Origin of the sequence: Bradyrhizobium sp. BTAi1 (genome assembly GCF_000015165.1) — a bacterium.
Lineage (GTDB): Bacteria > Pseudomonadota > Alphaproteobacteria > Rhizobiales > Xanthobacteraceae > Bradyrhizobium > Bradyrhizobium denitrificans.
In genome coordinates this window covers 7,738,331-7,763,935 of record NC_009485.1, presented here as the reverse complement: position 1 = coordinate 7,763,935, position 25,605 = coordinate 7,738,331, and the positions used below count along the sequence as shown (strand labels likewise).

20 protein-coding genes are annotated in these 25,605 nt (G+C 65.5%); 6 read left to right on the top strand and 14 right to left on the bottom strand.

What is annotated here, in order from left to right:
• Nucleotides 1-51: 51 nt before the first annotated feature.
• Both BBTA_RS34570 and BBTA_RS34565 read right to left on the bottom strand, forming a co-directional pair.
• Nucleotides 52-663 (bottom strand): RadC family protein, encoded by a 612-nt coding sequence (locus tag BBTA_RS34570; RefSeq protein WP_012047151.1) that lies wholly within the window; start codon nucleotides 661-663, stop codon nucleotides 52-54.
• 126 nt (nucleotides 664-789) lie between these two features.
• Complete coding sequence (locus tag BBTA_RS34565; protein WP_012047150.1) at nucleotides 790-2,334, bottom strand: alpha/beta hydrolase; 1,545 nt, start codon at nucleotides 2,332-2,334, stop codon at nucleotides 790-792.
• A gap of 159 nt (nucleotides 2,335-2,493) precedes the next feature.
• On the opposite strand from BBTA_RS34565, the gene mddA reads away from it, so the two are divergent.
• Together mddA and BBTA_RS34555 are read left to right on the top strand one after the other, a co-directional pair.
• Nucleotides 2,494-3,273: a methanethiol S-methyltransferase gene (gene mddA, locus BBTA_RS34560; protein WP_041751082.1), complete on the top strand. Its 780-nt coding sequence runs from the start codon at nucleotides 2,494-2,496 to the stop codon at nucleotides 3,271-3,273.
• A gap of 224 nt (nucleotides 3,274-3,497) precedes the next feature.
• The gene (locus BBTA_RS34555) at nucleotides 3,498-4,688 is read left to right on the top strand and encodes an MFS transporter (protein WP_012047147.1); all 1,191 of its coding nucleotides are present in this window, start codon (nucleotides 3,498-3,500) and stop codon (nucleotides 4,686-4,688) included.
• Here the strand turns inward: BBTA_RS34555 and BBTA_RS34550 are convergent, their stop codons facing one another.
• The 3 genes from BBTA_RS34550 to BBTA_RS34540 all read right to left on the bottom strand — a co-directional run bounded on the left by BBTA_RS34550 (nucleotide 4,689) and on the right by BBTA_RS34540 (nucleotide 7,827).
• Nucleotides 4,689-5,489 carry an intradiol ring-cleavage dioxygenase gene (locus BBTA_RS34550; protein ID WP_012047146.1) on the bottom strand — a complete coding sequence of 267 codons (801 nt, stop codon included), beginning with the start codon at nucleotides 5,487-5,489 and terminating at the stop codon, nucleotides 4,689-4,691.
• 95 nt (nucleotides 5,490-5,584) lie between these two features.
• Nucleotides 5,585-6,409 carry a type I methionyl aminopeptidase gene (gene map / locus BBTA_RS34545; protein WP_012047145.1) on the bottom strand — a complete coding sequence of 275 codons (825 nt, stop codon included), beginning with the start codon at nucleotides 6,407-6,409 and terminating at the stop codon, nucleotides 5,585-5,587.
• A gap of 98 nt (nucleotides 6,410-6,507) precedes the next feature.
• Nucleotides 6,508-7,827, bottom strand: a complete 1,320-nt coding sequence (locus tag BBTA_RS34540) for a mechanosensitive ion channel family protein (protein WP_012047144.1) — start codon at nucleotides 7,825-7,827, stop codon at nucleotides 6,508-6,510.
• Nucleotides 7,828-8,035: 208 nt separating this feature from the next.
• Here BBTA_RS34540 and BBTA_RS34535 point away from each other — a divergent pair, with 208 nt between their 5' ends.
• On the top strand, nucleotides 8,036-9,829 hold the full coding sequence (locus tag BBTA_RS34535; RefSeq protein ID WP_012047143.1) for a potassium/proton antiporter: 1,794 nt from the start codon (nucleotides 8,036-8,038) through the stop codon (nucleotides 9,827-9,829).
• A gap of 42 nt (nucleotides 9,830-9,871) precedes the next feature.
• Here BBTA_RS34535 and BBTA_RS34530 read toward each other — a convergent pair whose 3' ends face one another.
• Nucleotides 9,872-10,387, bottom strand: a complete 516-nt coding sequence (locus BBTA_RS34530; protein ID WP_012047142.1) for a hypothetical protein — start codon at nucleotides 10,385-10,387, stop codon at nucleotides 9,872-9,874.
• Between the two features lie 164 nt (nucleotides 10,388-10,551).
• Nucleotides 10,552-11,493, bottom strand: coding sequence for a penicillin-insensitive murein endopeptidase (gene mepA / locus BBTA_RS34525; protein ID WP_012047141.1), 942 nt, complete (start codon nucleotides 11,491-11,493; stop codon nucleotides 10,552-10,554).
• A gap of 409 nt (nucleotides 11,494-11,902) precedes the next feature.
• Between mepA and BBTA_RS34520 the strand changes: the two genes are divergently transcribed.
• Complete coding sequence (locus BBTA_RS34520; RefSeq protein WP_012047140.1) at nucleotides 11,903-14,113, top strand: bifunctional diguanylate cyclase/phosphodiesterase; 2,211 nt, start codon at nucleotides 11,903-11,905, stop codon at nucleotides 14,111-14,113.
• A 127-nt stretch (nucleotides 14,114-14,240) separates the two neighbouring features.
• On the opposite strand, the gene BBTA_RS34515 is transcribed toward BBTA_RS34520, so the two are convergent.
• Together BBTA_RS34515 and lepA are read right to left on the bottom strand one after the other, a co-directional pair.
• On the bottom strand, nucleotides 14,241-16,208 hold the full coding sequence (locus tag BBTA_RS34515) for a methyl-accepting chemotaxis protein (RefSeq protein ID WP_012047139.1): 1,968 nt from the start codon (nucleotides 16,206-16,208) through the stop codon (nucleotides 14,241-14,243).
• A gap of 305 nt (nucleotides 16,209-16,513) precedes the next feature.
• A complete protein-coding gene (gene lepA, locus BBTA_RS34510) occupies nucleotides 16,514-18,325 on the bottom strand; it encodes a translation elongation factor 4 (RefSeq protein WP_041751080.1) in 1,812 nt (603 codons plus the stop codon).
• Between the two features lie 116 nt (nucleotides 18,326-18,441).
• On the opposite strand from lepA, the gene BBTA_RS34505 reads away from it, so the two are divergent.
• Nucleotides 18,442-20,046 (top strand): glycosyltransferase family 39 protein, encoded by a 1,605-nt coding sequence (locus BBTA_RS34505; protein WP_012047137.1) that lies wholly within the window; start codon nucleotides 18,442-18,444, stop codon nucleotides 20,044-20,046.
• 88 nt (nucleotides 20,047-20,134) lie between these two features.
• Here the strand turns inward: BBTA_RS34505 and BBTA_RS34500 are convergent, their stop codons facing one another.
• The 5 genes from BBTA_RS34500 to BBTA_RS34480 form a co-directional block, all read right to left on the bottom strand.
• Complete coding sequence (locus BBTA_RS34500; protein ID WP_012047136.1) at nucleotides 20,135-20,464, bottom strand: HPr family phosphocarrier protein; 330 nt, start codon at nucleotides 20,462-20,464, stop codon at nucleotides 20,135-20,137.
• On the bottom strand, nucleotides 20,461-20,862 hold the full coding sequence (locus BBTA_RS34495; protein WP_006611446.1) for a PTS sugar transporter subunit IIA: 402 nt from the start codon (nucleotides 20,860-20,862) through the stop codon (nucleotides 20,461-20,463). Before BBTA_RS34495 ends, BBTA_RS34500 begins: the two co-directional genes overlap by 4 nt.
• Before the next feature lie 204 nt (nucleotides 20,863-21,066).
• Complete coding sequence (locus tag BBTA_RS39340) at nucleotides 21,067-21,519, bottom strand: HPr kinase/phosphorylase (RefSeq protein ID WP_012047135.1); 453 nt, start codon at nucleotides 21,517-21,519, stop codon at nucleotides 21,067-21,069.
• Nucleotides 21,516-23,333 (bottom strand): sensor histidine kinase, encoded by a 1,818-nt coding sequence (locus tag BBTA_RS34485; protein WP_012047134.1) that lies wholly within the window; start codon nucleotides 23,331-23,333, stop codon nucleotides 21,516-21,518. The genes BBTA_RS39340 and BBTA_RS34485 overlap by 4 nt, the downstream gene beginning before the upstream one ends.
• Before the next feature lie 283 nt (nucleotides 23,334-23,616).
• Nucleotides 23,617-24,318, bottom strand: coding sequence for a response regulator transcription factor (locus BBTA_RS34480; protein WP_006611449.1), 702 nt, complete (start codon nucleotides 24,316-24,318; stop codon nucleotides 23,617-23,619).
• 217 nt (nucleotides 24,319-24,535) lie between these two features.
• On the opposite strand from BBTA_RS34480, the gene BBTA_RS34475 reads away from it, so the two are divergent.
• Nucleotides 24,536-25,264, top strand: a complete 729-nt coding sequence (locus tag BBTA_RS34475; RefSeq protein WP_012047133.1) for a HugZ family protein — start codon at nucleotides 24,536-24,538, stop codon at nucleotides 25,262-25,264.
• Nucleotides 25,265-25,605 lie beyond the last annotated feature (341 nt).

Here is a 25,605-nt window from a genome sequence, read left to right as displayed (position 1 = left end):
CCAATATGCCACAACGTCCTGCGCTACGACAAGCCTAAAAGTTCAAGTGATTCAACGGTTAGGAGCGTGATCGAGCGTGATGGAAATAGGTTGAGTGGGATGGTTGTGAACCAGGATGATCGCCGTCGCCGACAGCTCCAGGGCCCGCTTGATGACTTCGCGCGGATAGACCGGCGTATGGTCCACGGTGCCGGTCTGCTGCACTTCGTCCGCGATCAGCTGGTTGCGCTTGTCGAGGAACAGCAGCCTCAGCTGCTCCTTTTCGGCGAAGGCCATGCTGGTCCGGCAATAAGTGATCACCTCCTGCCAGGACGACAGCGCGTGCTTGTGCTTCACCTCGCCTTTGGCGATGCGGTGCGCGGCGGCGGCGATCAGCTTGAGCTGGGTGATCGAGGCCTCGCCGATGCCGTCGATCTCGCGCAGCCGCGGCTCCGGTGCGTGGATCACTTCGGCAAACGAGCCGAACATCTTGAGCAGGGCCTTGGCCAGCGGCTTGACGTCGCGCCGCGGCAGCGCCGCGAACAGCACCATCTCCAGCAGCTCATAGTCGTTCAGCGCATCGGGGCCGGCGCTGTGAAAGCGCTCGCGCAGCCGCTGCCGATGGCCGTGATAATGCGGCGTCTCGGGTGGCGGAGCGTCGGCCGGGAGGGATTTGTCTGCCATCGGTACCAGCATGCCGCGGCGGCGCGCTTTTGCAACCTCGAACTGTCGCGGCCTGCGTCGGAAATGGACGGTCGCGCTCGCCCGACGCGTCGAATCACGCGCGTCGCACGGATCGAGACATTGTGCTCACATGGGCAGGCTGGCGAGAAACGCACCGATCTCCGCGATGACTGGCTGCTGCTCGCCGGCGAACATCCAGTGATCGGCGCCCTCCAGCTCGACGAACCGCGCATCACGGATGTGACTGGCGAGATGCCGGCCGGCCCCGATGACCACGGCGCGGTCGCGGCGCCGGTGCAGCACCAGGGTCGGAACGGACACCAGCGGCAGCAGTTGCCGGACGTCCATGTCCCGGAACGCCTCGAGCAGGCCCTTGATGGCGCCGGGACTCGATGCCGCCCGCAACAGGCCGGCCCACCAGGCGCGGGCCTGGGCATCGCCGGCGAGGCTCGGCGCGAAGGTCTCGATCCCGGCGGGCCCGCCCCATTCGGTCACCAATTGTCGCAGCCACCCATCATATTGCGCAGCCTGCAACGCATGCGGATAGTCGGCCGTCGCGCTGCCCTTGGCCAGCGACGCGAACAGGATCAGCCCGGCGACGCGCTCGGGGTGCTCGGCGGCGAAGGCGATGCAGGCGGGGCCGCCCTCGGAGGCGCCGAGCAGGACGGTGCGCCGGCTGCCGGCGGCGTCGAGCACGGTTGCGATGTCTCGCGCGGTGGCGGCCACGCTGGGGCTGAAGCCGACGCGATCCGACAGCCCGATGCCGCGGCGGTCGAACAGGATGAGACGGCCCATGGTTGCGAGTGTGGACAGCAGAACCCGGCAATGCGGCTCCTCCCAGACCCGTTCGACATGCGAGACGAAGCCGGGCAGCAGCAGAATGTCGAGCGGGCCTGCGCCATGGATCTGGAATGCGAGATGAACGCCGTCGCCGGCGACATAGCGCGTCGTCGGCGCATCGTCGGTTCGCAGAGCCGGGCTCAGCAGCGCCAGAGTCTCTGGCTCAGGCGCCACACCGAGCTCGTCGCGCAGCCGCACTGTGAGGGCGTCGAGCTGCCGCTCGGCCGCGCTGCGGTCTCCGGCCAACATCAGGTTGCGGATCAAAGCGCGGCCATACACCTCGCTCAGCGGGTCGAGCGCGACCAGGCGGGCGGCATGGGCTGCGGCCGCAGCGTAATCGCCGGCGGCGTTCTTGTCCTGCACCACGCGTTCCAGCGCCTGGACGGCCCGGCCGCGCAGGGCTTCGCGCCGAAAGAAAGCCCATTCGTCGAATTGCGGGCAACCGTTCGGCGTGAAGCCGGCGAGAAATTCGTCGGTCTGGAGACGGCCGGCGAGCTCGAACGCGCCGCGATCGCAGGCCGCCTCGAACAGCGCCGAATCCACCTCCAGATCCACCGATGGCGCCCAGCGGATCGTCGACCGGTCGATGCTCAGGCAGTCATCGCCGAGCGTCAGTTGAATGCGGTGCAACAGCCGTCGCAGCCGCCCGCGCGCAACGCCTTCGGAGCTGTCTGGCCAGAACATCGTCGCGGCGACCTCGCGTGCGACCGCGCTCTTGGTCTCAGCCAGGTAGACGAGCAATGCGAGCCCCTTGCGCAGCGGCAGGCGGCACGGCTCGCCGTCGCGCCGGATCTCCGGATAGCCAAATGTCCTGATGCTGAACCGCGCCATCTGGATGCGACCTGCTGGATGCGACCTGCAATGACGGCGTCCGGGGACGCTCGGGGGACGGTCGCCTGCTAGCGATCAGGTCCGATCGCGCGCGCCGCCCCAAACCGTCGACGTTCCACGGTCGGCAGCGCTGCGGACCACATACCAGGGAACCGTTTCATGATCGCACGTCTCTTCATCATGTTCTACGCCATTGCGAGCTACGCCGTTTTTTTCGTGTCCTTCATCTGGGCGCTCGGCTTCGTCGGCAACTATAACCAGTTCATTGCCAAATCGATCGACACTGGTCCTCCGGGGGATTGGGGGGAGGCGATCCTGATCGACGTCGCGCTGCTTGCGCTGTTCGCGCTCCAGCACAGCGTGATGGCGCGGCCGGCTTTCAAGCGATGGTGGACGCGCGTCATTCCGGCGGCGGCCGAGCGCAGCACCTATGTGCTGCTGACCAGCCTGATGCTGCTGTTGCTGTTCTGGCAATGGCGTCCGATTCCGGCACCGGTCTGGCAGGCCGAGGGCATCGTGGCCGCCAGCCTGACGGGCATGCATTGGCTGGGTTGGCTGATCGTGCTGGCCTCCACCTACATGATCAATCATTTCGACCTGTTCGGGCTGCGCCAGGCGCTGTTCGCGCTGCGTGGCACCGAGGCGCCGCCGGAACCCTTCAAGGCACCGCTGCTGTACCGTCTGGTGCGGCACCCCCTGATGCTGGGTTTCCTGCTCGCTTTCTGGGCCACGCCGACGATGACAGTCGGCCACCTGCTGTTCGCCGTGCTGAATACGGCCTACATCCTGGTCGGGCTGCAATTGGAGGAGCGCGATCTGATCGCCGCGTTCGGCGAGACCTATCAGCGCTACCGCGAGCGGGTTCCGATGCTGCTGCCGCGACTCATCGGCGGCCGCCGGCCCGCCGCCTCCGAGACCGGCGTGCCTCGCGCGCCCTAGAGAAACCGAACGGCGTGTGCCTGCCGCGATCGCGCAGGCGCACGCCGGTTGTGTTTCCTGCTTTCGTGTGACTCCTGCCCGTTGCGGCGCCCACGCAGACGTGAATTGGTGCGGCGGATGGCCAGCACCTATGTCAGGCCTTCCAATGTCGCGATGCAACATCGCGGCCAAGGCTTTCATTTCGCGATCAGGACATTCCGGTCCCGCCCCGGGAGACGCTTCCATTGACCACTTTGACGTCCGACTCCGCCGACAGCCTGTCGGCCTGGATCACGCTGCTACTGGCCTTCTCCTGCGGGCTGATCGTCGCCAACATCTATTATGCGCAGCCGCTGATCGGGCCGATCAGCGCTGATCTCGGCTTGAATCCGCAACTGGCCGGACTGCTGGTGACCATGAGCCAGATCGGCTATGGCGCGGGCCTCCTGCTGGTCGTGCCGCTCGGCGATCTCATCGAAAACCGCAAGCTCGTCATCACCACCATCATCGTCGGCGCGGCCGCGCTGACTTGCGCCTCGCTGGCGACGAGCCCTGCCACGTTCCTGTTCTCGGCGCTGCTGATCGGCTTCGGCTCGGTCGCGGTGCAGATCCTGATCCCCTATGCCGGACACATGGCGCCGGAGGCGATCCGCGGCCGCACCGTCGGCAACGTCACGACGGGGCTGATGCTCGGCATCATGCTGGCGCGTCCCGTCGCCAGCTTCGTCGCGGCCCATGCGTCCTGGCACGTGATCTACGCGGCGTCGGCGGCAGCCATGGTCGCCCTGGCCGTGGTGCTGCGCCTGACCCTGCCGCCGCGCACGCCGCAGGCACGGCTGAGCTACGGCCAGCTGCTCGGGTCGATGGTCGAGCTCTATCGCGACACGCCGGCGTTGCGTCGCCGGGCGCTGTACCAGGCCGCCTTGTTCAGCTGCTTCAGCGTATTCTGGACGACGTCGCCGCTGCTGCTGGCGGGACCCGACTTCCGGATGTCGCAGACCGGGATCGCGCTGTTTGCGCTGGCCGGCGTGGCCGGCGCGATCATGGCGCCGATCGCAGGGCGGATCGCCGACCGCGGCTGGACCAGGCCGGCGACCATCGCCGCGATGCTGCTATGCGCCATCGGCTTCGCGCTGACGCTGGTCTTTCAGCCGGGCAGCAACTGGTCGCTGACCATGCTGGTCGTTGCCGCCATCGCGATCGATTGTGGTGCGCAGCTCAGCCTCATCCTCGGCTATCGCGTGTTGTTCGTGCTCGGTGCCGCGCAGCGCAGCCGGCTCAACGGCCTTTACATGACCACCTTCTTCGTCGCGGGCGCAGCCGGCTCCGGCATCGGCGCCTTTGCCTATGCGCATGGCGGCTGGACGCTTGCGGCCGCGCTCGGCACGGCCCTGCCGCTTGCGGCGCTGGCCTATCTGTTCAGCGAGCCGAGGTGATCAGAACGGGCTGCGCTTCAGCCCGGGCACCAGCGCCGCCAGCCGGTCCTTGATCCACGGCGCCGGCGGCAGCTTGCCGGTTGGCATCTCGACCGGCGCCGCTGCCTTGCGGCTCACGGCCAGCGTCAGCGTGGCCAGATAATGGTCGCGCTGTTCCTTCACGGCGCAATAAGCGCGGTGCTCCGGATCGGCTTCGCTGGCGACACGATCATTGGCGTTGATGACGAAGCGCTGTTTCGGCCGGCCGGTATAGTCCGGCACGTTGGTGTAGATGAACTCGTTCAGCGCCTCTGGGAAGAAGGTCTGCCCGGTCAACACCGTGGCGTCGTCGAGAATGACGCGGAAGTGGATGTGGGTGGCGCGTCCGGCATACCAGCCGGGATAGATGGTCTTGAAGCCGGCCCAGCCCGCGATGTCGGCCATCTGCGTGCCGCGCAGGAAGGTCTTGCCGCTCTCGTCCACCTTATGATTGTCGCTCTGGCCCGGGAAGCCGGAATAGACGCCACGGGCGTCGCAATGCCAGATGTCGACCCGGGCGCCGGCGAGCGGCGTGCAGGATCCGGCCTCGATGATGCGCAGCCGCAATGCCAGCGGCACGCCCGACCGTCCCTCGGCGAGGTCGGCGCGGACCAGCTTGGGGTCGAGATAATAGGGGCCGGATTCGGATTGCGGCGTCAGGATGCAGGCATCATCGGCGCTGCCCGATGCCGCAGGTGTCTCGGCGGCCCGCGACGGCCGGGACAGCAGCGCGGCGCTCGCCGAGAGAAGGCCAAGGACACCACGGCGTGTTGCGATCGTCAGAGCTGCCTCCCGCAGTCGCATGCAAGGGAGGAACAGTCGAGCAGCCGGGCATGGCAACAATCGGACCGCGGCGATAGCAAGCCGCCGCGCGCCGCTCACACCTGCGTCAGCGGCTTCTCGCCATGCCGCTCGGAGAGCGTGAAGATCTCGACGCCATGATCGGTCACGCCGACCGAATGCTCGAACTGTGCCGACAGCGACCGGTCCCGCGTCACGGCGGTCCAGCCGTCGGACAGAATCTTCACATGCGGCTTGCCGAGATTGATCATCGGTTCGATCGTGAAGAACATGCCGGGCTTGAGCAGCACGCCCTCACCGGGGCGGCCGACATGGATGATGTTCGGCTCGTCATGGAACAGGCGACCCAGGCCATGGCCGCAGAAGTCGCGGACCACGCTCATGCCCTGCGGCTCGACGAAGCTCTGGATCGCATGTCCGATGTCGCCGGTGGTGGCGCCGGGCTTCACCGCAGCGATGCCGCGCATCATCGATTCGTAGGTGACCTCGATCAGCCGCTCGGCTTTGCGCGAGATCGGACCGATCGCATACATCCGGCTCGAATCGCCATACCAGCCATCGAAGATGAAGGTCACGTCGATGTTGATGATGTCGCCTTCCTTCAGCGGCCGGTCGTTCGGCATGCCGTGGCAGACCACATGATTGATCGATGTGCAGGTCGAGTAGCGGTAACCGCGATACATCAGCGTCGCCGGATAGGCGCCGTGGCTGAAGGCGAAATCGCGGACGAAGTCGTCGATCCGCGAGGTCGGAATGCCCGGCTTGACGATGTCGGTGAGCGCATCGAGGCACTTCGACACCAGCGCGCCCGCCTTGCGCATGCCGGCAAAGCCGCTTGCGCCATGCAGCTTGATTTGGCCGTTTTTGCGCGCAGCGGTGTCGGTGGCTTCGATATAGCTCATGGACCTGTTTCGTTCCCGGATGTCGTCAGGTGATCGCCTAATTTAATGATCGTGCCGGCCTGTGCAAGTCGGGTGTGTACGGCCGGATCAGCAGGACCCTAGCCGGTCGGGACCTCCACGGTGGTTTCCACCGGGAGTGCGCCGCCGCGAACGCGAAGCTCTCGCACCGGGTAGGGTACCCGGATTCCCTCGCGCTTGAACGCCTCCCACAACGCCAGCATCACCTCGCTCTTGACGCTGTCCATGTAGCTGGGATCGGCGATCCAGCAGGTCAGCGAAAACTTCATGCCGGCCTCGGTGAACTCCGTCAGCAGGCAGCTCGGCGACTTGGATTTCAGCGTGCGCGGGGTTTCGTTGGCGATTTCGATTGCGAGCTTGCAGACCACCCGCGGATCGGCATCGTAATTGGTGCCGAAATTCACTTTCACCAGCGTGTTCTTGTCGGTGTAGGTCCAGTTGGTGACCTTCTGGGTGACCAGATCCTCGTTCGGGATCAGGAACTCGCGGCCATCGCCGGCGGCAACCGAGATATAGCGCGTGTTCATGGCGCTGATCCGTCCTGAACTGTCGCCGATGGTGACGAGATCGCCCGGCTTCACCGATTTGTCGGCAAGCAGGATGATGCCGGCGACGAAATTCGCGACGATGCGCTGCAGGCCGAGACCGATACCGACACCGGCGGCACCGGAGAAGATCGCGAGTGCCGACAGGTTGATGCCGACCGCGCTGATGGCGATGGCGACGCCGAGAATCATCAGGCCCATGCGGACCATCTTGATCAGCAGCACCTGGATCGACGGTGTCAGGTCGGTCGAGCGCGTGATGCGGCTCTCGACGAAATTGCTGGCGACATTGGTGAGCCAGAGCACCCCGAGCAGCAGGACACCGAGCTTGATCACCAGCAGCGGCGTCAGCCGGAGGCCGCCGAGCACGACCGACACCGAATCGAGCGCGTCGACGACGTTGTCGAGCTGGCCGATGATGCTGAGCGCCGCCACCAGCCAGGCCGAGATCGACACGATCTGGACGATGAAGGTGTTGCGGATCACCGAGGTGATCAGGCGGATGACCAGCCAGGCCATCGCCAGCTTGAGCGCGACGGCCAGCAGATAGCTGCGGCTCGGCCACGTCCACAGCACCATGCCGGTGCGGGCGATCCGCATCAGGATCACGAACACGACCGTGGTGACGCTCTCGAGCAGTACGCGCAGCAGCTGCCGCAGCGGGCCCGGCCAGCCCAATGCCAGCGAGGTCACGTCGATGCGTGCGCGCACCGCCGCGCTGGTCGCAAAGGCGATGCCCGCGCCGCTCAGCACCAGCCCGAGCTGGAGGTAGAACCAGGGCGACGTCACCTCGGCGCCGATGGAGCGGGCGACGGTCTGCAGGAGTTCGAGAACGTCTTTTAAGTCAAAGTCCATCGGCGGGTCTCGGAAATGAACGGAAGGGCAGGGACGCCCGGCGCTTAGGATTTAGCTCGTTTTCGTCACAGGCGATTGCCATGAAATATACCGCGAACCTGCACAAGGATGGAAAAATGGGCAAATCGCCGCGATATGAGCAAATCCGGTTGGCGTGCAAGTGTGGCGACGATAAGGATGTAAAAGTCGGATTCATCAACGTTTTTTCATGACATCACTCGACGCCGTCAGCATTGCCATCCTTCTTGGCGCGGTCCTGGTCATGGCCGGCATCCTGTCGAGCCTGCTGGCCCTGCGCTTCGGCGCGCCGCTGCTGCTGGTGTTCCTGGTGATCGGCATGCTGGCGGGTGATTCCGGCCCTGGTCATATCGAATTTCAGGATGTCCGTACCACTTATCTGGTCGGATCGGTCGCCCTCGCGCTGATCCTGTTCGATGGCGGCCTGCGCACCCGCTTCCAGAGCATCCGCACCGTGCTGGCTCCGTCGATGGTGCTTGCCACCGTCGGTGTGCTGATGACGGCGTTCATCACGGCGCCGGTCGCCAAATATGCCCTGGACCTCGGCTGGACCGAGGCCCTGCTGGTTGGAGCCGTCATCGCGTCGACCGACGCAGCCGCGGTGTTCCTGCTGGTGCATGCACAAGGCCTGCGCCTGCGGCCGCGCGTCGGCGCGACGCTGGAGGCGGAGTCCGGCAGCAACGATCCGTTCGCGGTCTTCCTCACCCTGATGCTGGTCGAGCTGATCTCGGTCGGTCACGGCTCGTTCGGGCATTTTCTGTTTGAACTCGTTCGTGAGGCCGTGCTCGGCACGTTGTTCGGCATCGTCGGCGGCCGCTTGGTCGTGATGGGGCTCAACCGGGTGGCGCTGCCGCAGGGCCTGCACGCGCCGTTCGTGACGACGGCCGCGCTGGTCATCTTTGGCATGGCGCAGATCGTCCATGGTTCCGGCTTTCTCGCCGTCTATCTTGCCGGAATCATCATCGGCAACCGACCGACGCGTGCGCATAATTCGGTGGTGACTTTCCTCGACGCCGCAACCTGGCTGGCCCAGATCGTGATGTTCGTGCTGCTCGGGCTTCTCGTGTCGCCGCAGCGGCTGCTCGACAGCCTGCTGCCGGCGATCGCGGTTGCCTTGATGCTGATGCTGGTGGCGCGGCCCGCCGCGGTGTTCTTTTGCCTTTATCCGTTCCGTTTCAATTGGCGCGAGAAGGCCTTCATCGCCTGGACCGGCTTGCGCGGCGCGGTCGCGATCTTCCTCGCTTCGATCCCGATGCTGGTCGGCCTGTCCAACGCCTATCTCTATTTCGACGTCGCGTTCGTCGTGGTGATCATCTCGCTGCTGGCGCAGGGCTGGACGCTTGCGGTGGCGGCGCGCAAGCTGCATGTAGCTCTGCCGCGCACCGATCGCGGCCCGCGCCGCATCGAACTGGATCTGCCCGGCCAGCTCGAGCAGCAGTTGGTCGGCTACGCGATCCGCCCGAAGAGTCTGTATTTCCGCCGCGGCCTGATCCCGTCCTGGTCGAAGCCGACGCTGGTCATCCGCAACCAGCAGATCCTGTCGCCGGCCGAGGCCGAGCCGATCGCGCCGGGCGACTATCTATATCTGCTGGCTCCGCCCGAAAAGGCCGAGTCGCTCGACCGTTTCTTTGTCGACATGCCGCCGTCCTCGGCGCCCGATCCGCATCTGCTCGGCGACTTCATGGTCTCGGCCGAACACACGCTCGACGAGGTCGCCGGCATCTACGGGGTCAAGCTCGGCGAAGGCGAGGAGCGACTGACCTTGGCGGATTATTTCGACATCCATCTCGACAACGCCCCGAAAGAAGGGGCGACGGTCGCGCTCGACACCATCGTGCTGGTCGCCCGCTCGATCTCCGGCGGCCGCGTCAATGTCGTCGGCTTGCGCCTGCCGGAGGACGAGGAGGAGGTGCCGGTGCTGACACGCAAGGAGCAGGTCAAGCGCAGGCTCGCCGATGTCTGGTCCTCGGTGGCGGGTGTGTGAGGGCGCGCGGCGCTGATCGCGCTGTCGGTCGGCCGGTCCGCCTCACTCCGCGGGCAGGATGGCGAGAGAGATCGCAGCCTCCGGGGCGCCGCTGAGCTGCAGCACGAAAGGCTGCGCGCCGAGTTCGTATTTCACGGTCTTGCGGATGCCGTCGCAATCGATGGCGCCGCTGAAGGCGAGTGGCTTGAGGATCTTGCCGTCCTGCACGAGGTCGATCCAGGCAGGCGCCGACAGACTCACGGTGTAGACGCCGGCCTTCGGCGTGCCGCTGATGCGGATGGCGCCGGCGAACGTGCCGTCCTTCGGCGCGCGTTCCGGCGCGTTCGGCAGCTTGGCGTCAGCGAGCGGGCGCAAGGTCAGCAACAGGCCGGCAGCGGGCACCGCTGCGAGGTCCACGCCGGACTCGCGCTTCTGGCGGTCGGCCGCCATCAATGCGGCACGCTCGCGCGCGATGTCCCATTTGAACTTGTCGCAGCCGCTCGGCTCGGCCGCGAAACTGGCATGACTGACGGTGAGCGCGAGGAGAGAGGCGGTCGCGGAGAGGCGGAACCGGATCATGACGGACTCGTCCAAAATGGGTCACGCAGCGAGATCGCCGCACGTGACATCGTTACCTGGCTGGGACCGTCATCCCGATTGCAAACATCACGCTTACGGCGCGACGCCGCCAGTCTAGCGGATCGGAGCGCGAGACCGCGACTCTCTTCTGCGTGTCTCGCGGCTCAATTCTTGGCGTCCGGCGCATGCAGCACCGCGCGGCAGCTCGGTGGCAGCTGCGCCATGGTGATCGGCTGCGGCGGCTTGGGCGGCTCCTTCGGCGGCGGTGGATGCAGCACCGCATCCGAGAACCAATAATCGAGCTCGTTGCAGCCGTCACCGCCCTCCTGATCGGTCTGGCCGTGGCAGTCGGGATTGCCCGGCGGACAGAGCATCCGGATGTGGAAGTGGTAGTCGTGGCCCCACCACGGCCGCACCTTGGTCAGCCAGCCGCGATCGCCCTTGGCGTCGCGGCACAACGCCTTCTTGATGGCGGCATTGACGAAGATGCGCTGCACCGACGGCTCCTGCGCGGCGGCGCGGATCACGGCCAGATGGCCCCGGGTGAACACCCGCGGATCGACGTCGAGCCGGTCCTCTCGCACCATCATCACCGCCGACATCTCCTCGCGCTCATTGCGCGACAGCCTGTGCTCGGGCATCGGGGTCAGCCAGATGTCGGCGTCGAGCCCGATCTGGTGGCTCGCATGGCCGCTCAGCGCCGGCCCGCCGCGCGGCTGCCCGATATCGCCGACAAGGATCCCGGGCCAGCCGGCATCCTTGTGCGCGCGGGCCGCCAGGCGCTTGAGCAGCGCGATCATCAGAGGGTGACCGAAATTGCGGTTGCGGGACAGCCGCATCACTTGCCAGCCCTCGCCGTTGATCGGCATTCGCTCGGCACCGGCGATGCAGCCCCGATTATAGGTGCCGATCACCTTGGTCGGTTGGGCCGACGGCAACAGCTTGCGGGCGAACAACTCCTTGGCCGGCGTGCTGGGATCGTCGGGGTGGGCCAGGGGGGGAAGCGCCTTGGGCTCCACGGTCCCCTTGTCTTGGGCATGAGTCGGCGCTGCTGCGGTGAGTGCGGCCGAACTCATGATGGCAACCAGAATCAGGCGGACATGCATGGCGCCAGTCTAGCGGCTGCTGTCCCCCAGGAAAGGTCAGGCGAGCGCCAGGACCTCGCTGCCTTCGCCCGCTGACTGATCGTGCGATTTACCGTCCCGTAACCCTGCTCTTGAATTGGAGGAACCCGCCGAACAAGGCTCAATTACCTGAGTTTGTTCAGTAGATGGGCGCCGTCCCGGTGCGGTCCACACGGAATGCGTGTCTTTTAGATGTTTCGGCAACCGTGTCCGCTTACCCGTGGTTGTAGAGCCGCTCCTGGTTGATCGCGCCCCGAGTCATCATCTCTCGCTATCCGAGAGTGTGTGGTTGAATACACGTAACTGTCGGCTGCGGCCTTCTGCATCGAGATACCATTTTTTCAGACACTTGGCCGAAGACTGCCCACCGAGAAGGAGAGTGAGGCACGCGATGCGGCCCGTTCGGCCAATTAAGCCCAAGAAGCTCAATCGCGTGCCCCGTGCTCGTGATGCAATCCGCCCGGTCAAGCCAACCCCGAAGCTGGCACAGCACAACCTGGGGACGACTGCCGTCATCGATGAGGTCGCCGGCAGACGTGCCGAGGCGGAAGCCGCGATCGCCGAGGCGGAGAAGGCTCACGACCGGCTGATCGAGGCGATCGACATTCTCCCCGAAGGGATCGTGTTCCTCGATTCCGAGGGCCGCTACATCCTCTGGAACAAGAAATACGCCGAGATCTACAATCGCAGCTCGGATCTCTTCAAACCCGGTGCCCGGCTGCAGGACACGATCCGGATCGGCGTGGCGCGTGGCGACTATCCGGAAGCCGTCGGGCGCGAGGATGAATGGGTCGCGGAGCGTCTCGAGAAGCTGTTTCGACCGAAGGGCCGCCACGAGCAGAAGCTGGCGGATGGCCGCACGATCCTGATCGATGAGCGGCTCACCAGTGACGGCGGGATCGTCGGTCTGCGGGTCGACATCACCGAGCTGAAGCAGCGGGAGGAATCATTCCGGCTGCTGTTCGACGGCAATCCGGTGCCGATGATCGTATGCGCCAGGAGTGACGGCCGTGTGCTCGGCGTCAACGAGGCGGCCGCCCAGCATTACGGCTACAGCCGGGCGGCATTCGAGCAGCTCAACATCCGCAATCTGCAGGCCTATGAGAGCGAACCGCCCTGGGCGGCGGAGCATTCCGGTGAGGAGCAGGCGGCCCGGACCTGGAAGCATGTTCGTGCCGACGGCGCCCTGATCGACCTCGCGATCTACTCGCGCCATCTGGTTCACAACGAACAGCCTGCCGTGCTGCTGGCGCTGATGGACATCACCGAGCGCAAGCGCGCCGAGGCGCGGCTGGCCTTCCTGGCGCAGCATGATGCGCTGACGGGCCTTCCGAGCCGAAACCTGCTGCGTCAGAAGATCGAGGACAAGCTTGGGCAGATGCGGCGCGGTTCCGAGAAGATGGCGGTGCTGGTGCTCGGGCTCGATAATTTCAAATCGATCAATGACACGCTGGGGCATGCCGCCGGCGACCGGTTGCTGCGTGGGGTCGGCAAGCGGCTGCGCTCCATCCTGCGCCAGGAGGACGTTGTCGCGCGCTTGAATTCGGACGAGTTCGCCATCGTCCATGGCGGGCTGGCCCGGCCGGAGGATGCGGCCCAGCTTTGCCGGCGGCTGCTGCAGGCGATCGCCGATCCCTATCTGATCGACGGCAGCTCCGTGACCATCGGGGCGACCGTTGGCATCGCGATGGCGCCGAATGACGGTGACGATGCCGAGAAGCTGCTGAAGAACGCCGACATGGCGCTGTCGCGGGCCAAGACCGAGACGCGCGGCAGCTTCAGCTATTTCGAGACCGGAATGGATGCACGCGCGCAAAGCCGGCGCAAGATTGAGATCGAGCTGCGGGACGCCATCCAGCGCGATGTGTTGCAGCCTTATTATCAGCCGCTGATCGACCTCTCGACCGGACGCATCACCGGCTTCGAGGCATTGGTGCGTTGGCCGCATCCGGAGCGCGGCATGATCCCGCCATCCGAATTCATCCCGGTCGCCGAGGACACCGGCCTGATCTCCGCGCTCGGTCGCGTCATGCTGCGCCGGGCCTGCAATGATGCCGCGAACTGGCCGGACGAGGTTCGGGTCGCGGTCAACATGTCGCCGCTGCAGTTCCGCGTCGGCAACGTGCTGTCGTTGGTCATGGACGTGCTGAAGCAGTCGGGCCTGCCGCCGAGCCGCCTCGAGCTCGAGATCACCGAGACGCTGGTGCTCGAGAAGAGCGGCCAGGTGCTGGCGACGCTGCATGCGCTACGCGCGCTCGGCGTGCGCATCTCGATGGACGATTTCGGCACCGGCTATTCCAGCCTGAGCTATCTGCGCAGCTTCCCCTTCGACAAGATCAAGGTCGATCAGTCGTTCATCCGCGATCTCGCCGCCAACCGCGAGGCCCAGGCGATCGTCCGCTCCATCGTCAGCCTCGGCAAGGGGCTCGGCGTGACCATCACGGCGGAGGGCGTCGAGACCGAAGCGGAACTGCGCTGTCTGCGCGCCGAAGGCTGCCATGAGGGGCAGGGCTATTTGTTCAGCCGTCCCCGGCCCAACGCCGAGATCGTCGGCCTGCTCGAGGCGCAATCGGCGGCCGATCGCCGGGTGATGGTGGCCTGAGACACGCGAGGCGATCTGCTGTCGAGCGATCGCCAGCAGGCGAGCGGCATGCGGCACGAATCAAAGAGCCCCGTTGCGGCCGATCCGCAACGGGGCTCTTTCGTGATTGTAGGGGCCGCGCAGGCCGTCAGGCGGCGCTGCGCAGGCCGGCCAGGAACGTGTCGACGCTTCTGAACAGCTCGTCGGCTTGTTTCCCGAGATCGCGCGTGGCGACCATCACGCCGTCGGCCAGCCGGCGCGACTGCTCGGCGGCATCGCTGGCGCCGACCACGTTCTGCGACACGTCTGCCGTACCCGTCGCCACCTGCTGGACGCTGCGCGCGATCTCGCGCGTGGCCGAACCCTGTTGCTCGACTGCGGCTGCGATGGTCGCGGCAATGCCGCTGATCTCCTGGATCGTGGTGCTGATGCCGCCGATGGCGGTGACGCAGTCGGACGTGGCCGCCTGGATTGAGGTGACTTGGCCGGCGATTTCCTCGGTCGCCTTCGCCGTCTGTCCGGCCAGCTCCTTGACCTCGGCGGCCACGACGGCGAAGCCGCGGCCGGCTTCCCCCGCGCGCGCCGCCTCGATCGTGGCGTTGAGCGCCAGCAGGTTGGTCTGGCTCGCGATTGCATCGATCAGGCGCAGCACGTCGCCGATCTTCTCGGCGGCGGCAGCGAGGCTGCCGACCATCTCGGTGGTCTGCCGCGCCTTGATCACGGCGGCATCGGCGACCTTGCTCGAATGCGTCACCTGGCGGCCGATCTCGCTGACCGATGATGCGAGCTCCTCGGAGGCGGCCGCCACGGTCGACACGCCGCTGGATGCCTCCTCGGAGGCGGCGGCGGCCGCCGCGGCGCGTTGCGAGGTGCCGTTGACGCTGGCGGTGATCTCGTGGACGACGCGCTCCATGTCTGCGGTCGCCTTGGCCACGGTGGACACCACGCCCTTGACGTCGGCCTCGAACCGGTCGGCCATCTGCCGCTGCAGCGCCTGCTTCTCCTGCTCCGCGCGCTGCTGCGTCGCCTGCTGCGCCTCGCGCAATGCATTGGTTTCGATCATGTTGCGACGGAAGACGTCGACGGCCTGGGCCATGGTGCCGAGCTCGTCCTTGCGCTGCCCGCCAGGAATCGCGACCTCGGTGTCGCCGCTCGACAGCCGGTGCATGACGGCGGTGATTGCCACCAGCGGACGCGAGATGCCGCGCGCCACGAACAGCGCGACCATGACGGCGAGCAGCAGGATGACGATGGTTCCGATGATCAGCTGGTGCTGCGCGCCCGCCGCGGCGGCCTCATAGGCGGTGGTGTCCTTGATCAGTTCGAGCACGGCGATCGGATCACCGGCATAGTTCCTGATCTGGCCGACATAGACCGCAGCCGGCCGGCCTGACAGGATCCCGTCCCGCTGCAGCGGAGTGCCCTTGAACACCGCGAGCACCTCCTCGGGCGTGGCGACGACGTCGTCGCCAAACGTCGAGGACAGCCGCTTCGGCTGGCCGTTGTCGATCCAATAGACGGCGAGATCGATGCCGAAGCGCTGCTTGGCGCGATCGACGAACTCCTTGCCGAAGGCCGCGCCGACATCGACGGTGGCGATGGCCTTGCCGTCGCGCATGATCGGCGTCATGCCGAAAATGCCGAGCGACACCCGGCTCTGCTCGACGCCGGCGATCTGCCGCCCGGTCTGGTTGGCCTGCACCACGGTCAGCCGCCGCTTGGAGGTGTCGTCACCGAACAATTTCGGCTCATGCACGCGATAGAAGTTTGTGGCGGGCGGCGCCCACACATTGACCAGCGGAATGCCCTGCGCCTTCAGCGAGGTCATCGCGCCGCCGAGCAGGGCGCCCAGCGCGTCGCGGTCGCCTTTGAGATAGGCGTCGGCAACGGGCGGTAGCGCGGCCAGGGTCGCGCTCACCGCGAGCGCAGCGCGGCCTTCGTAATCGATGCCGGCGGTCACACTGTCGAATTGCAGCTTGAGCTGCTGCTCCAGCGCCAGGCGGGTCAGAGCGCGCTGCTGGATGACGGAGAAGGTGCCGAGCACGGCACAGGCAATGGCCACGGTGAGCGACAGGGCAATGATAAGACGGGCGGAGATCGACCGAAGGCGGGACATTGGGGCATTCCTTGCTACGCCGCAAAGCGTCCCAAAATACCATTAAGGAACAGATACCGTAGATTTACGGGAACGCGTATTTGTCCCTCAAACTCGCGTAGATCGCCTCACAAGTCAGCATCCTTTGGATGACGCCAGACAACGCTTCTTCTCATGATTGAGTTCGACGTCGGCCAACAGACCGGGAGGTGCGCACTCGGACCGATGCGCAAAACTTGATCGAGACAGGCCGCCGGAGCAGCGTGCGCGGCGAAGCGGCGGGACGCGTTTGACCGCGGCTCCCGGAACCGTGCCGCGACCTGTCCTCAGCTATCGACCTTGAGCGCGGCGATGAAGGCTTCCTGCGGGATGTCGACCTTGCCGAACTGCCGCATCTTCTTCTTGCCTTCCTTCTGCTTCTCCAGAAGCTTCCGTTTGCGGGTGATGTCGCCGCCATAGCACTTCGCGGTGACGTCCTTGCGCAATGCGCGCACGGTCTCGCGCGCGATCACCTTGCCGCCGATCGCCGCCTGGATCGGGATCTGGAACATGTGCGGCGGGATCAGGTCCTTCATCTTCTCGACCATGGCGCGGCCGCGGCCTTCCGCACGCGTCCGATGCACCAGCATCGACAGCGCATCGACCGGCTCGTTGTTGACGAGGATCTGCATCTTCACGAGGTCGGCCGGCTTGTAGTCGGTCAGGTGATAGTCGAACGAGGCATAGCCCTTGGAGACGGATTTCAGCCGGTCGTAGAAGTCGAACACCACCTCGTTCAGCGGCAGGTCGTATTTGACCATCGCGCGCGAGCCGACATAGGTCAGCTCCTTCTGATTGCCGCGGCGGTCCTGGCACAGCTTGAGCACGCTGCCGAGATATTCGTCCGGCGTCAGGATCGTCGCCTCGATCCAGGGCTCCTGGATCTCGGCGATCTTGACCACGTCGGGCATGTCGACCGGGTTATGGATCTCGATCTCCTGACCGTCGGTCAGCTTCATCTTGTAGATGACGCTTGGCGCAGTGGCGATCAGGTTGAGGTCGAATTCGCGGGACAGGCGCTCCTGGATGATCTCCAGGTGCAGAAGGCCGAGGAAGCCGCAGCGGAAGCCGAAGCCGAGCGCGGCCGAGGTCTCCATCTCGAACGAGAAGCTGGCGTCGTTGAGCCTGAGCTTGCCCATCGCCGCGCGCAGCGTTTCGAAATCGTCGGCGTCGACCGGGAACAGGCCGCAGAACACCACCGGGATCGCCGGTTTGAAGCCAGGCAGCATTTCCGAGACCGGCTTGCGGTCGTCGGTGATGGTGTCGCCGACGCGGGTGTCGGCGACTTCCTTGATCGCCGCGGTGATGAAACCGACCTCGCCGGGACCGAGCTCGTCGACCTGCTGCATTTTCGGGGTGAAGAAGCCGACGCGCTCGACGTCATAGGCCGCGCCGGTGCCCATCATGCGGATGCGCTGGCCTTTCTTCATCACGCCGTCGACGATGCGCACCAGCACGACGACGCCGAGATAGACGTCGTACCAGCTGTCGACCAGGAGCGCCTTTAGGGTCGCCTCGCGGTCGCCCTTCGGCGGCGGCAGCCGGGTGACGATGGCTTCCAGCACGTCGGGAATGCCGAGGCCGGTCTTGGCCGAGATCATGACGGCATCGGAGGCGTCGATGCCGATCACGTCCTCGATCTGCTGCTTGATCTTTTCCGGCTCGGCCGCGGGCAGATCGATCTTGTTGAGGACCGGGACGATCTCGTGATTGTTGTCGAGCGCCTGGTAGACGTTGGCGAGGGTCTGCGCCTCGACGCCCTGGCTGGCGTCGACCACCAGCAGCGAGCCTTCGCAGGCGGCCAGCGACCGCGACACTTCGTAGGCGAAGTCGACGTGGCCGGGCGTGTCCATCAGGTTGAAGATGTAATCCTTGCCGTCCTTGGCGCGGTACTGCAGGCGCACGGTCTGCGCCTTGATCGTGATGCCGCGCTCGCGCTCGATGTCCATCGAATCGAGCACCTGCTCCTTGCCGGCCATCTCGCGGTCCGACAGGCCGCCGGTCATCTGGATCAGGCGGTCGGCCAGCGTGGACTTTCCATGGTCGATATGGGCGACGATGGAGAAGTTGCGGATGTTGGGAATGGGGACGGTCGTCATGGGTCGCGCAGATAGCATCCCGAGCCCCCAACCAGCAACCATATTGCTGAATTTCCAGGGCCTTTCTTCACGCCAAGCTGATTCCCCGGGCGCCGAAAACAGGCTACCGAGGGCGGATGTCGAGTACCTCTCTTCCGCCTCTGACGGCGCGCCTGCGCGGCCGTTTCGGACCGCAGCGCCTCGCCGCCTGGCTGGTCGCGCGCGCCACCGCGCCGGCAACCTCGGTCTGGGTCGTGATTGGCTTCGCCGTCGTCCACGCCGTGCTGTGGACGGCGATCCTGACCAATCTGAAGGCGGCTCAGGACATCCATATGGACGTCGCCGAGGCCTATGCCTGGGGCAGCCGCTTCCTGATGGGCTATGGCAAGCATCCGCCGCTGTCGGGCTGGATCGCGGGCCTGTGGTTCACGGTGTTTCCGGTCAAGGACTGGGCGACCTACGCGCTGGCGATGGCGATGGCCAGCAGCGGGCTGGTCGTCGTCTGGTTCGCAAGCCTGAAAGTGGTCGACCGGCGCCGAGCGTTCTTCGTCCTGGTGATGGTCGCACTGTACCCGATCTTCAATTTCAAGGGTTTCAAATACAACGCTGACCTGGTCCAACTGCTGACCTTGCCCCTGGTGGTGCTGGCCTATCTCCATGCCTTCGAGAAGCGCAGCTTCGCCTCCGGTGTCTGGCTCGGCCTCGCCGGTGCGGCCGCGATGATGACCAAATACTGGGTGCTGACGATGATCGGCGCGATCGGGCTCGCGGCGCTGCTGCATCCGGACCGGTTGCGCTTTCTGGCTTCGCCCGCACCCTGGGTCGCCATCGCCACGATGCTGGTCGCGGTGATTCCGCATCTGGTCTGGCTGTGGCAGGTCGATTTCGTCCCGCTCACCTATGCCGGCGACGTCTATTCACTGTCGGATCGCGGCCGCGCCGCCGGGCTGGTGCTCGGCTATGTCGGTCATAATGCGGCGTTGCTGGCCTTGCCGATCGCGCTGGCCGCGGCGGTGCTCGCTTGGCCGCCGCGCTTCGCTTTCCACAATTGGCGGCGTGGTCCTCATCCCGGCGTGAATGTCAGCCAGGCGATCAATGTCTGGCTGGTGCAGGCGATCGTTGCCATCGGGCCGCCGCTCGGCGGCCTCGCCTTCACGATCTACATGAAAACCGATTGGGGCATCTCGCTGTTCTTCCTGGTGCCGCTGGCCCTGGTCGCGATCCCCGCGCTGCGGCTGCGAGCGGTCATGCTGCCGCGGCTCACCGCCGTCTGGCTGGTGCTCTCGCTGCTCACCTTGTTCGCCTCGCCCTGGATTGCCCAGCGCGAGATGGCCGCCAATCCGAATGGCGCCACCGGCTACGGCGCCCGTTCGGAGCTGGCGCGGGAGCTGACCAAGGCCTGGCATGCCCGGTTCGGCTCGCCCTGGCCGCTGGTGGCCGGCTTTTCCGAGATGAACACGCCGATGACCTTCTACAGCCCGGACCACCCGCGGCCGTTCACGGTGCCCTACACGGCGGAGGAAACCTGGAGTTCCGGCCTGAGCACGCTGGACGACCTCAAGCGCGAGGGGTTCATCGGCATCTGCGACACCACCGACAACCGGATCGCGGCCTGCGACGCATGGATGGCCAAGGAGGCGCCCAAGGCCGAGTCCCTGGTCATGACGACCCAGCGCTTCTTCCACGGCCAAGCGGGCCCTGCAATCGTTTGGAAGGTGTATATTCAGGCGCCGGCACGGTAGCTTCAGTGATGTGATCGAAGCTTGCCTCGAACGCGCTCGTGCCCGCACCTTTGGCGCGGTGCGGACCGGACTGACGAGCTTCGGTTTCTCACACGCCTTCTTCGTGGAACTTGTCGTTCACCAGGTCGGTGATTGCCTGCAGCGCGGCCTCCGCCTCGGGGCCTGTCGCCGAGACCAGGATCTTGGTCCCGGGCGCCGCCGCCAGCATCATCAGGCCCATGATCGAGCGGCCACCGACAGTCTCGCCGCCGCGCGTGACCCAGACCTCGGCCTGGAAGCGCTCGACGGTCTGGACGAACTTCGCTGAGGCCCGCGCATGCAGGCCGCGCTTGTTGGTGATCAGGAGCTCCCGCGACAAAGCGCCAGCGGGCACGGCCGGCCCGGCGATATTGTCCTGCGGCGCGTCCTCGTCACTCATTTGCCGGCAAGCACCCGGCTGGCGATGGTCACATATTTCCGCCCGGCCTCCTGGGCCATGGCGATCGCGTCGGGCAGCGAGCGTTCCTCCCGCACCTTGGCCAGCTTGACCAGCATGGGCAGGTTGATGCCCGCGAGCACTTCGACCTTAGGCCGGCTCATGCAGGAGATCGCGAGGTTCGACGGCGTGCCGCCGAACATATCGGTGAGGATGGCGACGCCGTCGCCGGTATCCACGCGGTTCACGGCTTCGATGATGTCGCTGCGACAGAGATCAGAATCATCGTCGGCGCCAATCGTGACCGCTTCGATTTGTTTTTGAGGACCCATCACGTGTTCGAGCGCCGCTCGGAACTCGTCGGCGAGGCGCCCATGGGTCACCAGTACCAGGCCAATCATCGGTTACTCCTCGCGGGCGCCTTGGGTGCACCGCACGAACGCGCCACTTTGACCATCCGGAGCCCCCGCGCAAGAGGGCATGTTCGCGATTCTCCCGGAGACAGGCATAGCGGCGGGGAGGTTGGCGACGGTCTATCGGGTCGCGATAGTGGGGCTGATATGGTTACCAATTCGCTTCACACAATTGGCCGAAAGATTACCGGGTCATGAACTCTCGGTCGTGAGGAGAGCGGCTACAACCAGCGGGAGGGGTGAATGCCCCGCCCCTACGGGAATTCGCGGCAATTCAATACCGTTTTCGTGCAGAAGCAGGGCAGATCGCGGTGGAAGCCGCTCCGCGTCCTCTGCCATCAGATCGACGACAAGGCCGATCCGCGCCTCGGACACGAAGTCGCAGCGGCGGATCCCGAGCCCGCGAATCTCGATCAGCCCGGCCAAAGCTGGGGCCGGGTGAACCCACATTTCTCCGTCACGTGTGGCGAGATGAACACGGTCGTCCCCGACCAGGACAGCCGGCGGGATTTGTCCGGTGCGACCGGCCAGAATCAAATCGAACGCCAGACGGGACTTGCCGGACCCTGAGGGACCCCTGATCAGCACCGCGCTTTCGCCGATCTTGACGGCGGACGCGTGGACCGTGGCCGGGGTGAGGGTCACGACGCCGGCAGTCGGACGATGAAGCGGGCACCGGCCACGGTCGGATTGCCGTCGGCATCCACCGGGCCAGGGCGGTTCTCGGCCCAGATCCGTCCGCCATGGGCGTCGATGATCTGCTTGGAGATCGAGAGCCCGAGGCCGGAATTCTGGCCGAAGCCCTGATGCGGCCGGTCGGTGTAGAAGCGCTCGAAGATGCGCTGCAGGGCATCCTCGCGAATGCCGGGTCCGTCATCGTCGACCAGGATCTCGATTTCGGAGCGCACCCGCCGGCAGGTGATGCGCACCTTGCCGCCTGCGGTCGAGAACGACTGCGCATTCGACAGCAGGTTCGAGATCACCTGTCCGAGCCGCGAATCATGCCCGGGCACCGAGAAGGTGTCATTGGTGCCGCGGCCTTCGAACCGAACCTCGACGGCCACATCGGTGCCGAGCTTGGTCTCGTTGGCGACCGAGGTCAGCGTCGTCAGCAGCCGGCGCAGATCGACCAGGGTCATATCCTGGCGCTGCAACTCGGCATCCAGGCGGCTGGCGTCCGAGATGTCGGAGATCAGCCGGTCGAGCCGCTTGACGTCGTGCTCGATGACGGCCAGCAGCCGGCCCCGGCTGTTGTCGTTGCGCGCCAGCGGCAGCGTCTCCACGGCCGAGCGCAACGAAGTCAGCGGGTTCTTGAGCTCGTGAGCGACGTCGGCGGCGAACATCTCGATCGCCTCGATGCGGTTGTAGAGCGCATCGGTCATGTCGCGCAGCGCCCCGGACAGATGGCCGATCTCGTCGCGGCGGCGGGTGAAATCGGGAATTTCGACGCGGGTCTTGATGCGGCGCCGGACCCGTTCGGCGCTGTCGGCCAGCCGCCGCACGGGGCCGGCAATGGTGCTGGCGAGCAGCAGCGACAGCACGATCATGACCGCGGAGGCGACGCCGCCGACCTTGAGGATCGCGAGGCGCTCGGCGGTGACCATCTGGTCGATGTCGTCGCCCTGGGTGGACAGCATCAGCGCGCCATGGATGGTGCGCGAGCGCTGCACCGAGACGGCGACCGAGACGATCACCTCGCCCCGCGAATTGACCCGCACCATGCTGCGCTTCTGCCCCTTCAGCGCATCCGCCACTTCCTCGTAGCCATTGCCGTTCTCGGGGCCGTATTCGCGATACAGCGGCAGGTCGCCGCGATTGAGCCAGGTGCGCACCGAGATCAAGGCGCGCTCGACCAGGCCGGGCTTTTCGCTCGACGGCGGCGGCAGGTCGAAGCGCAGCACGTTCTCGAGATTGCGGCTGTCGAGCAGCAGGCCGCCATTGGGGTCGTAAATGCGTGCGCGCGTCTTGGTCGGCGAAATCAGCGTGCGCAGCACAGGCGCGACGCGCTCGGGATTGATCGGGAAATCGAGCGGCGAATACTCCTCGGGGGCGCCGTAGCTCTCGCCGGGCTTGAGGTCGAGCAGGCGCTCGGGATCGATGGTGATCGTATTGGTCTGCACCGTCGCGGAGGCTGCGATCGCGCCGGCGATGATCTCGGCCTGGACCAGCAGGCTCTGGGCCCGCGCGTCGATCAGGCCAGCACGGAACTGCGACAGATACAGAATGCTCGCCACCAGCGCGAGCAGGCCGGCAATGTTGAGCGAGACGATGCGGCGGGTGAGGCTGGAAAACGACAGCGCGAACAGGAACTGCCCGGCGCGGCGCAGCCAGCTGGCCGGTCGCTGCCAGCCGGAGACCTGCGGCGTCTCGTCGGCCGCGCCTTCGGCGACGTCCGACACGATGGACGGCGGGGCGGCGTCAGCGTTCTGGCCAGGGTCAGGATGCGTTCGATCGAGCAATGTGAGCGCTCCGACTCCAAAGTTCGCGACGGAAGTTCGCAAAGCATCTGCCACGGGCTCCCTTGCGACCTTCGGTGGCAAAGGAACACTCGAAATCCATCAATTTCGGCGAAACGCTTCCGGCCGTTCCGGCGGCAATGGCGCCGGAAAACGGATCGAAATCGGCTTCACTCAAACCCGATACCCAGCCCATCGTGCTTGCACTGGCGCCGGTCGCAATATCTTAAACCATCACGTTGGCGGCGTCAGCGAAGAAGTGTCCTGACGCCGCAGACCGGCGGCCTCAGGTTTCCTTGAAGCGATAGCCGACGCCGTAGAGGGTCTCGATCATCTCGAACTCCTCGTCGACCATCTTGAACTTCTTGCGCAGCCGCTTGATGTGGCTGTCGATGGTGCGGTCGTCGACATAGACCTGGTCGTCATAGGCCGCGTCCATCAGGGCGTTGCGGCTCTTGACGACGCCCGGACGCTGCGCCAGCGCCTGCAGGATCAGGAACTCGGTCACGGTCAGCGTGACCGGCTCGTTCTTCCAGGTGCAGGTGTGCCGCTCCGGATCCATGCGCAACAGGCCGCGATCGAGCGCCTTGGCGTCGTTCTCCTTCGGCAGGGCCGTCGGATCCTTCGGCTGCGAGCGCCGCAGCACCGCCTTGACCCGCTCAACCAGGAGTCGCTGTGAGAACGGTTTGCGGATGAAGTCGTCGGCGCCCATCTTGAGGCCGAACAGCTCGTCGATCTCCTCGTCCTTGGAGGTGAGGAAGATCACCGGCAGGTCGGATTTCTGCCGCAGCCGCCGCAACGTCTCCATGCCGTCCATGCGGGGCATCTTGATGTCAAGGATGGCAAGGTCGGGCTGGCTGGTCCGGAAGCCGTCGAGCGCCGACGCACCATCGGTGTACGTCATGATGCGATAGCCTTCGGCCTCGAGCGCGATGGAGACTGATGTCAGAATGTTGCGGTCGTCATCGACCAAGGCGATTGTGGGCATGAGCCTGCTTTCAGAGTCTGGTTAGCCGAGACAGCGAAGAATCCAGCTAAGGGCCGCATATATGGGCTTCGAACATGGTCAACGAGCAATGCAAGCTAGGCTGAAGTGTGACCGAGTTCCACAAATAGCATGGCAAAGTTTTGTGCCCAGCCCTTGTTTGAGGCCCGTTTAGCCGAAAAAAGGCCTTCATTGCAACCGGATGAACGAGGGAAAGACGATGCAGCCGAGCTTTAACCCTAACCTCGTGACGCATTCTTTGCTACGGCGAAGCCGGCAGGGCGCGCTCGCGACGCTCATGATGGGCTCAGGCGATCCCTATTGCTCGCTGGTGAACGTCGCCACCGCGCCTGACGGTGCCCCGGTCATCCTGATCTCGCGCCTGGCCGTGCACACGAAGAATGTTCTGACTGATTCTCGCGTGTCGCTGATGCTGGATGAGCGCGCGCCTGGCGATCCTCTCGAAGGGGCGCGAATCATGCTGTCCGGAAAAGCCGAACAGGCGACTGCGGAGAATCGCGAGATGCTGCGGCGTCGGTATCTCAATGCGCATCCTTCCGCAGCAGATTACGCAGATTTCGCTGATTTCTCGTTCTTCGTCATTCGTCCGTCGGGCACGCATCTGGTCGCCGGCTTCGGCCGCATCGTCGATTTGAAGCCTGAGCAGTTCCTGACTGACATATCCGATGCAGCCGAACTACTTGCGGCGGAGCAGGGCGCGGTCGATCACATGAATGAGGATCATCGCGAGGCTCTCGGTCTCTATGCGACAAGGCTGCTTGGCGCCGAAGCGGCCGAGTGGCGCTGCAGTGGCTGTGATCCTGATGGGCTCGACCTGATGGCGGCGGGCCGGACGTTGCGGCTGCAGTTTCCGGAGCGGGTCACTTCGCCGGGCGGCCTGCGCAAGATGCTCGTTCGACTCGCCGACGAGGCGCGGGCGAAGGTGTGAGATATCCTCGTTGTAGCATCAGCGACGAACCGCTTTGCGGTTCCACGCCAGCCTGAGCGACGCCGCCGGTCGGGAGGCTTGCGTAGGCCTCCCTAAAGAGCGGCGGTCTCAGGACCGCAGCAACGGGCTCGCAGGGCACTTTGGGTGGCCGCCCAGACCGGCCGTCATGCGCAGATCTGGACGCCATCCTTGCGGTTGCCTCGCAGTCGCTCCCGCCAAATCGGCACCTGTGTGGCGCCGTTCGCCGCCAGGGCATGTGCTGCCTGCCCCCCGCACATCGGTCGCGGGAAGGCATTTTGCCGCGCGGGGAGGCGGCCGGGTCTAATCGATGGACAGTCTTC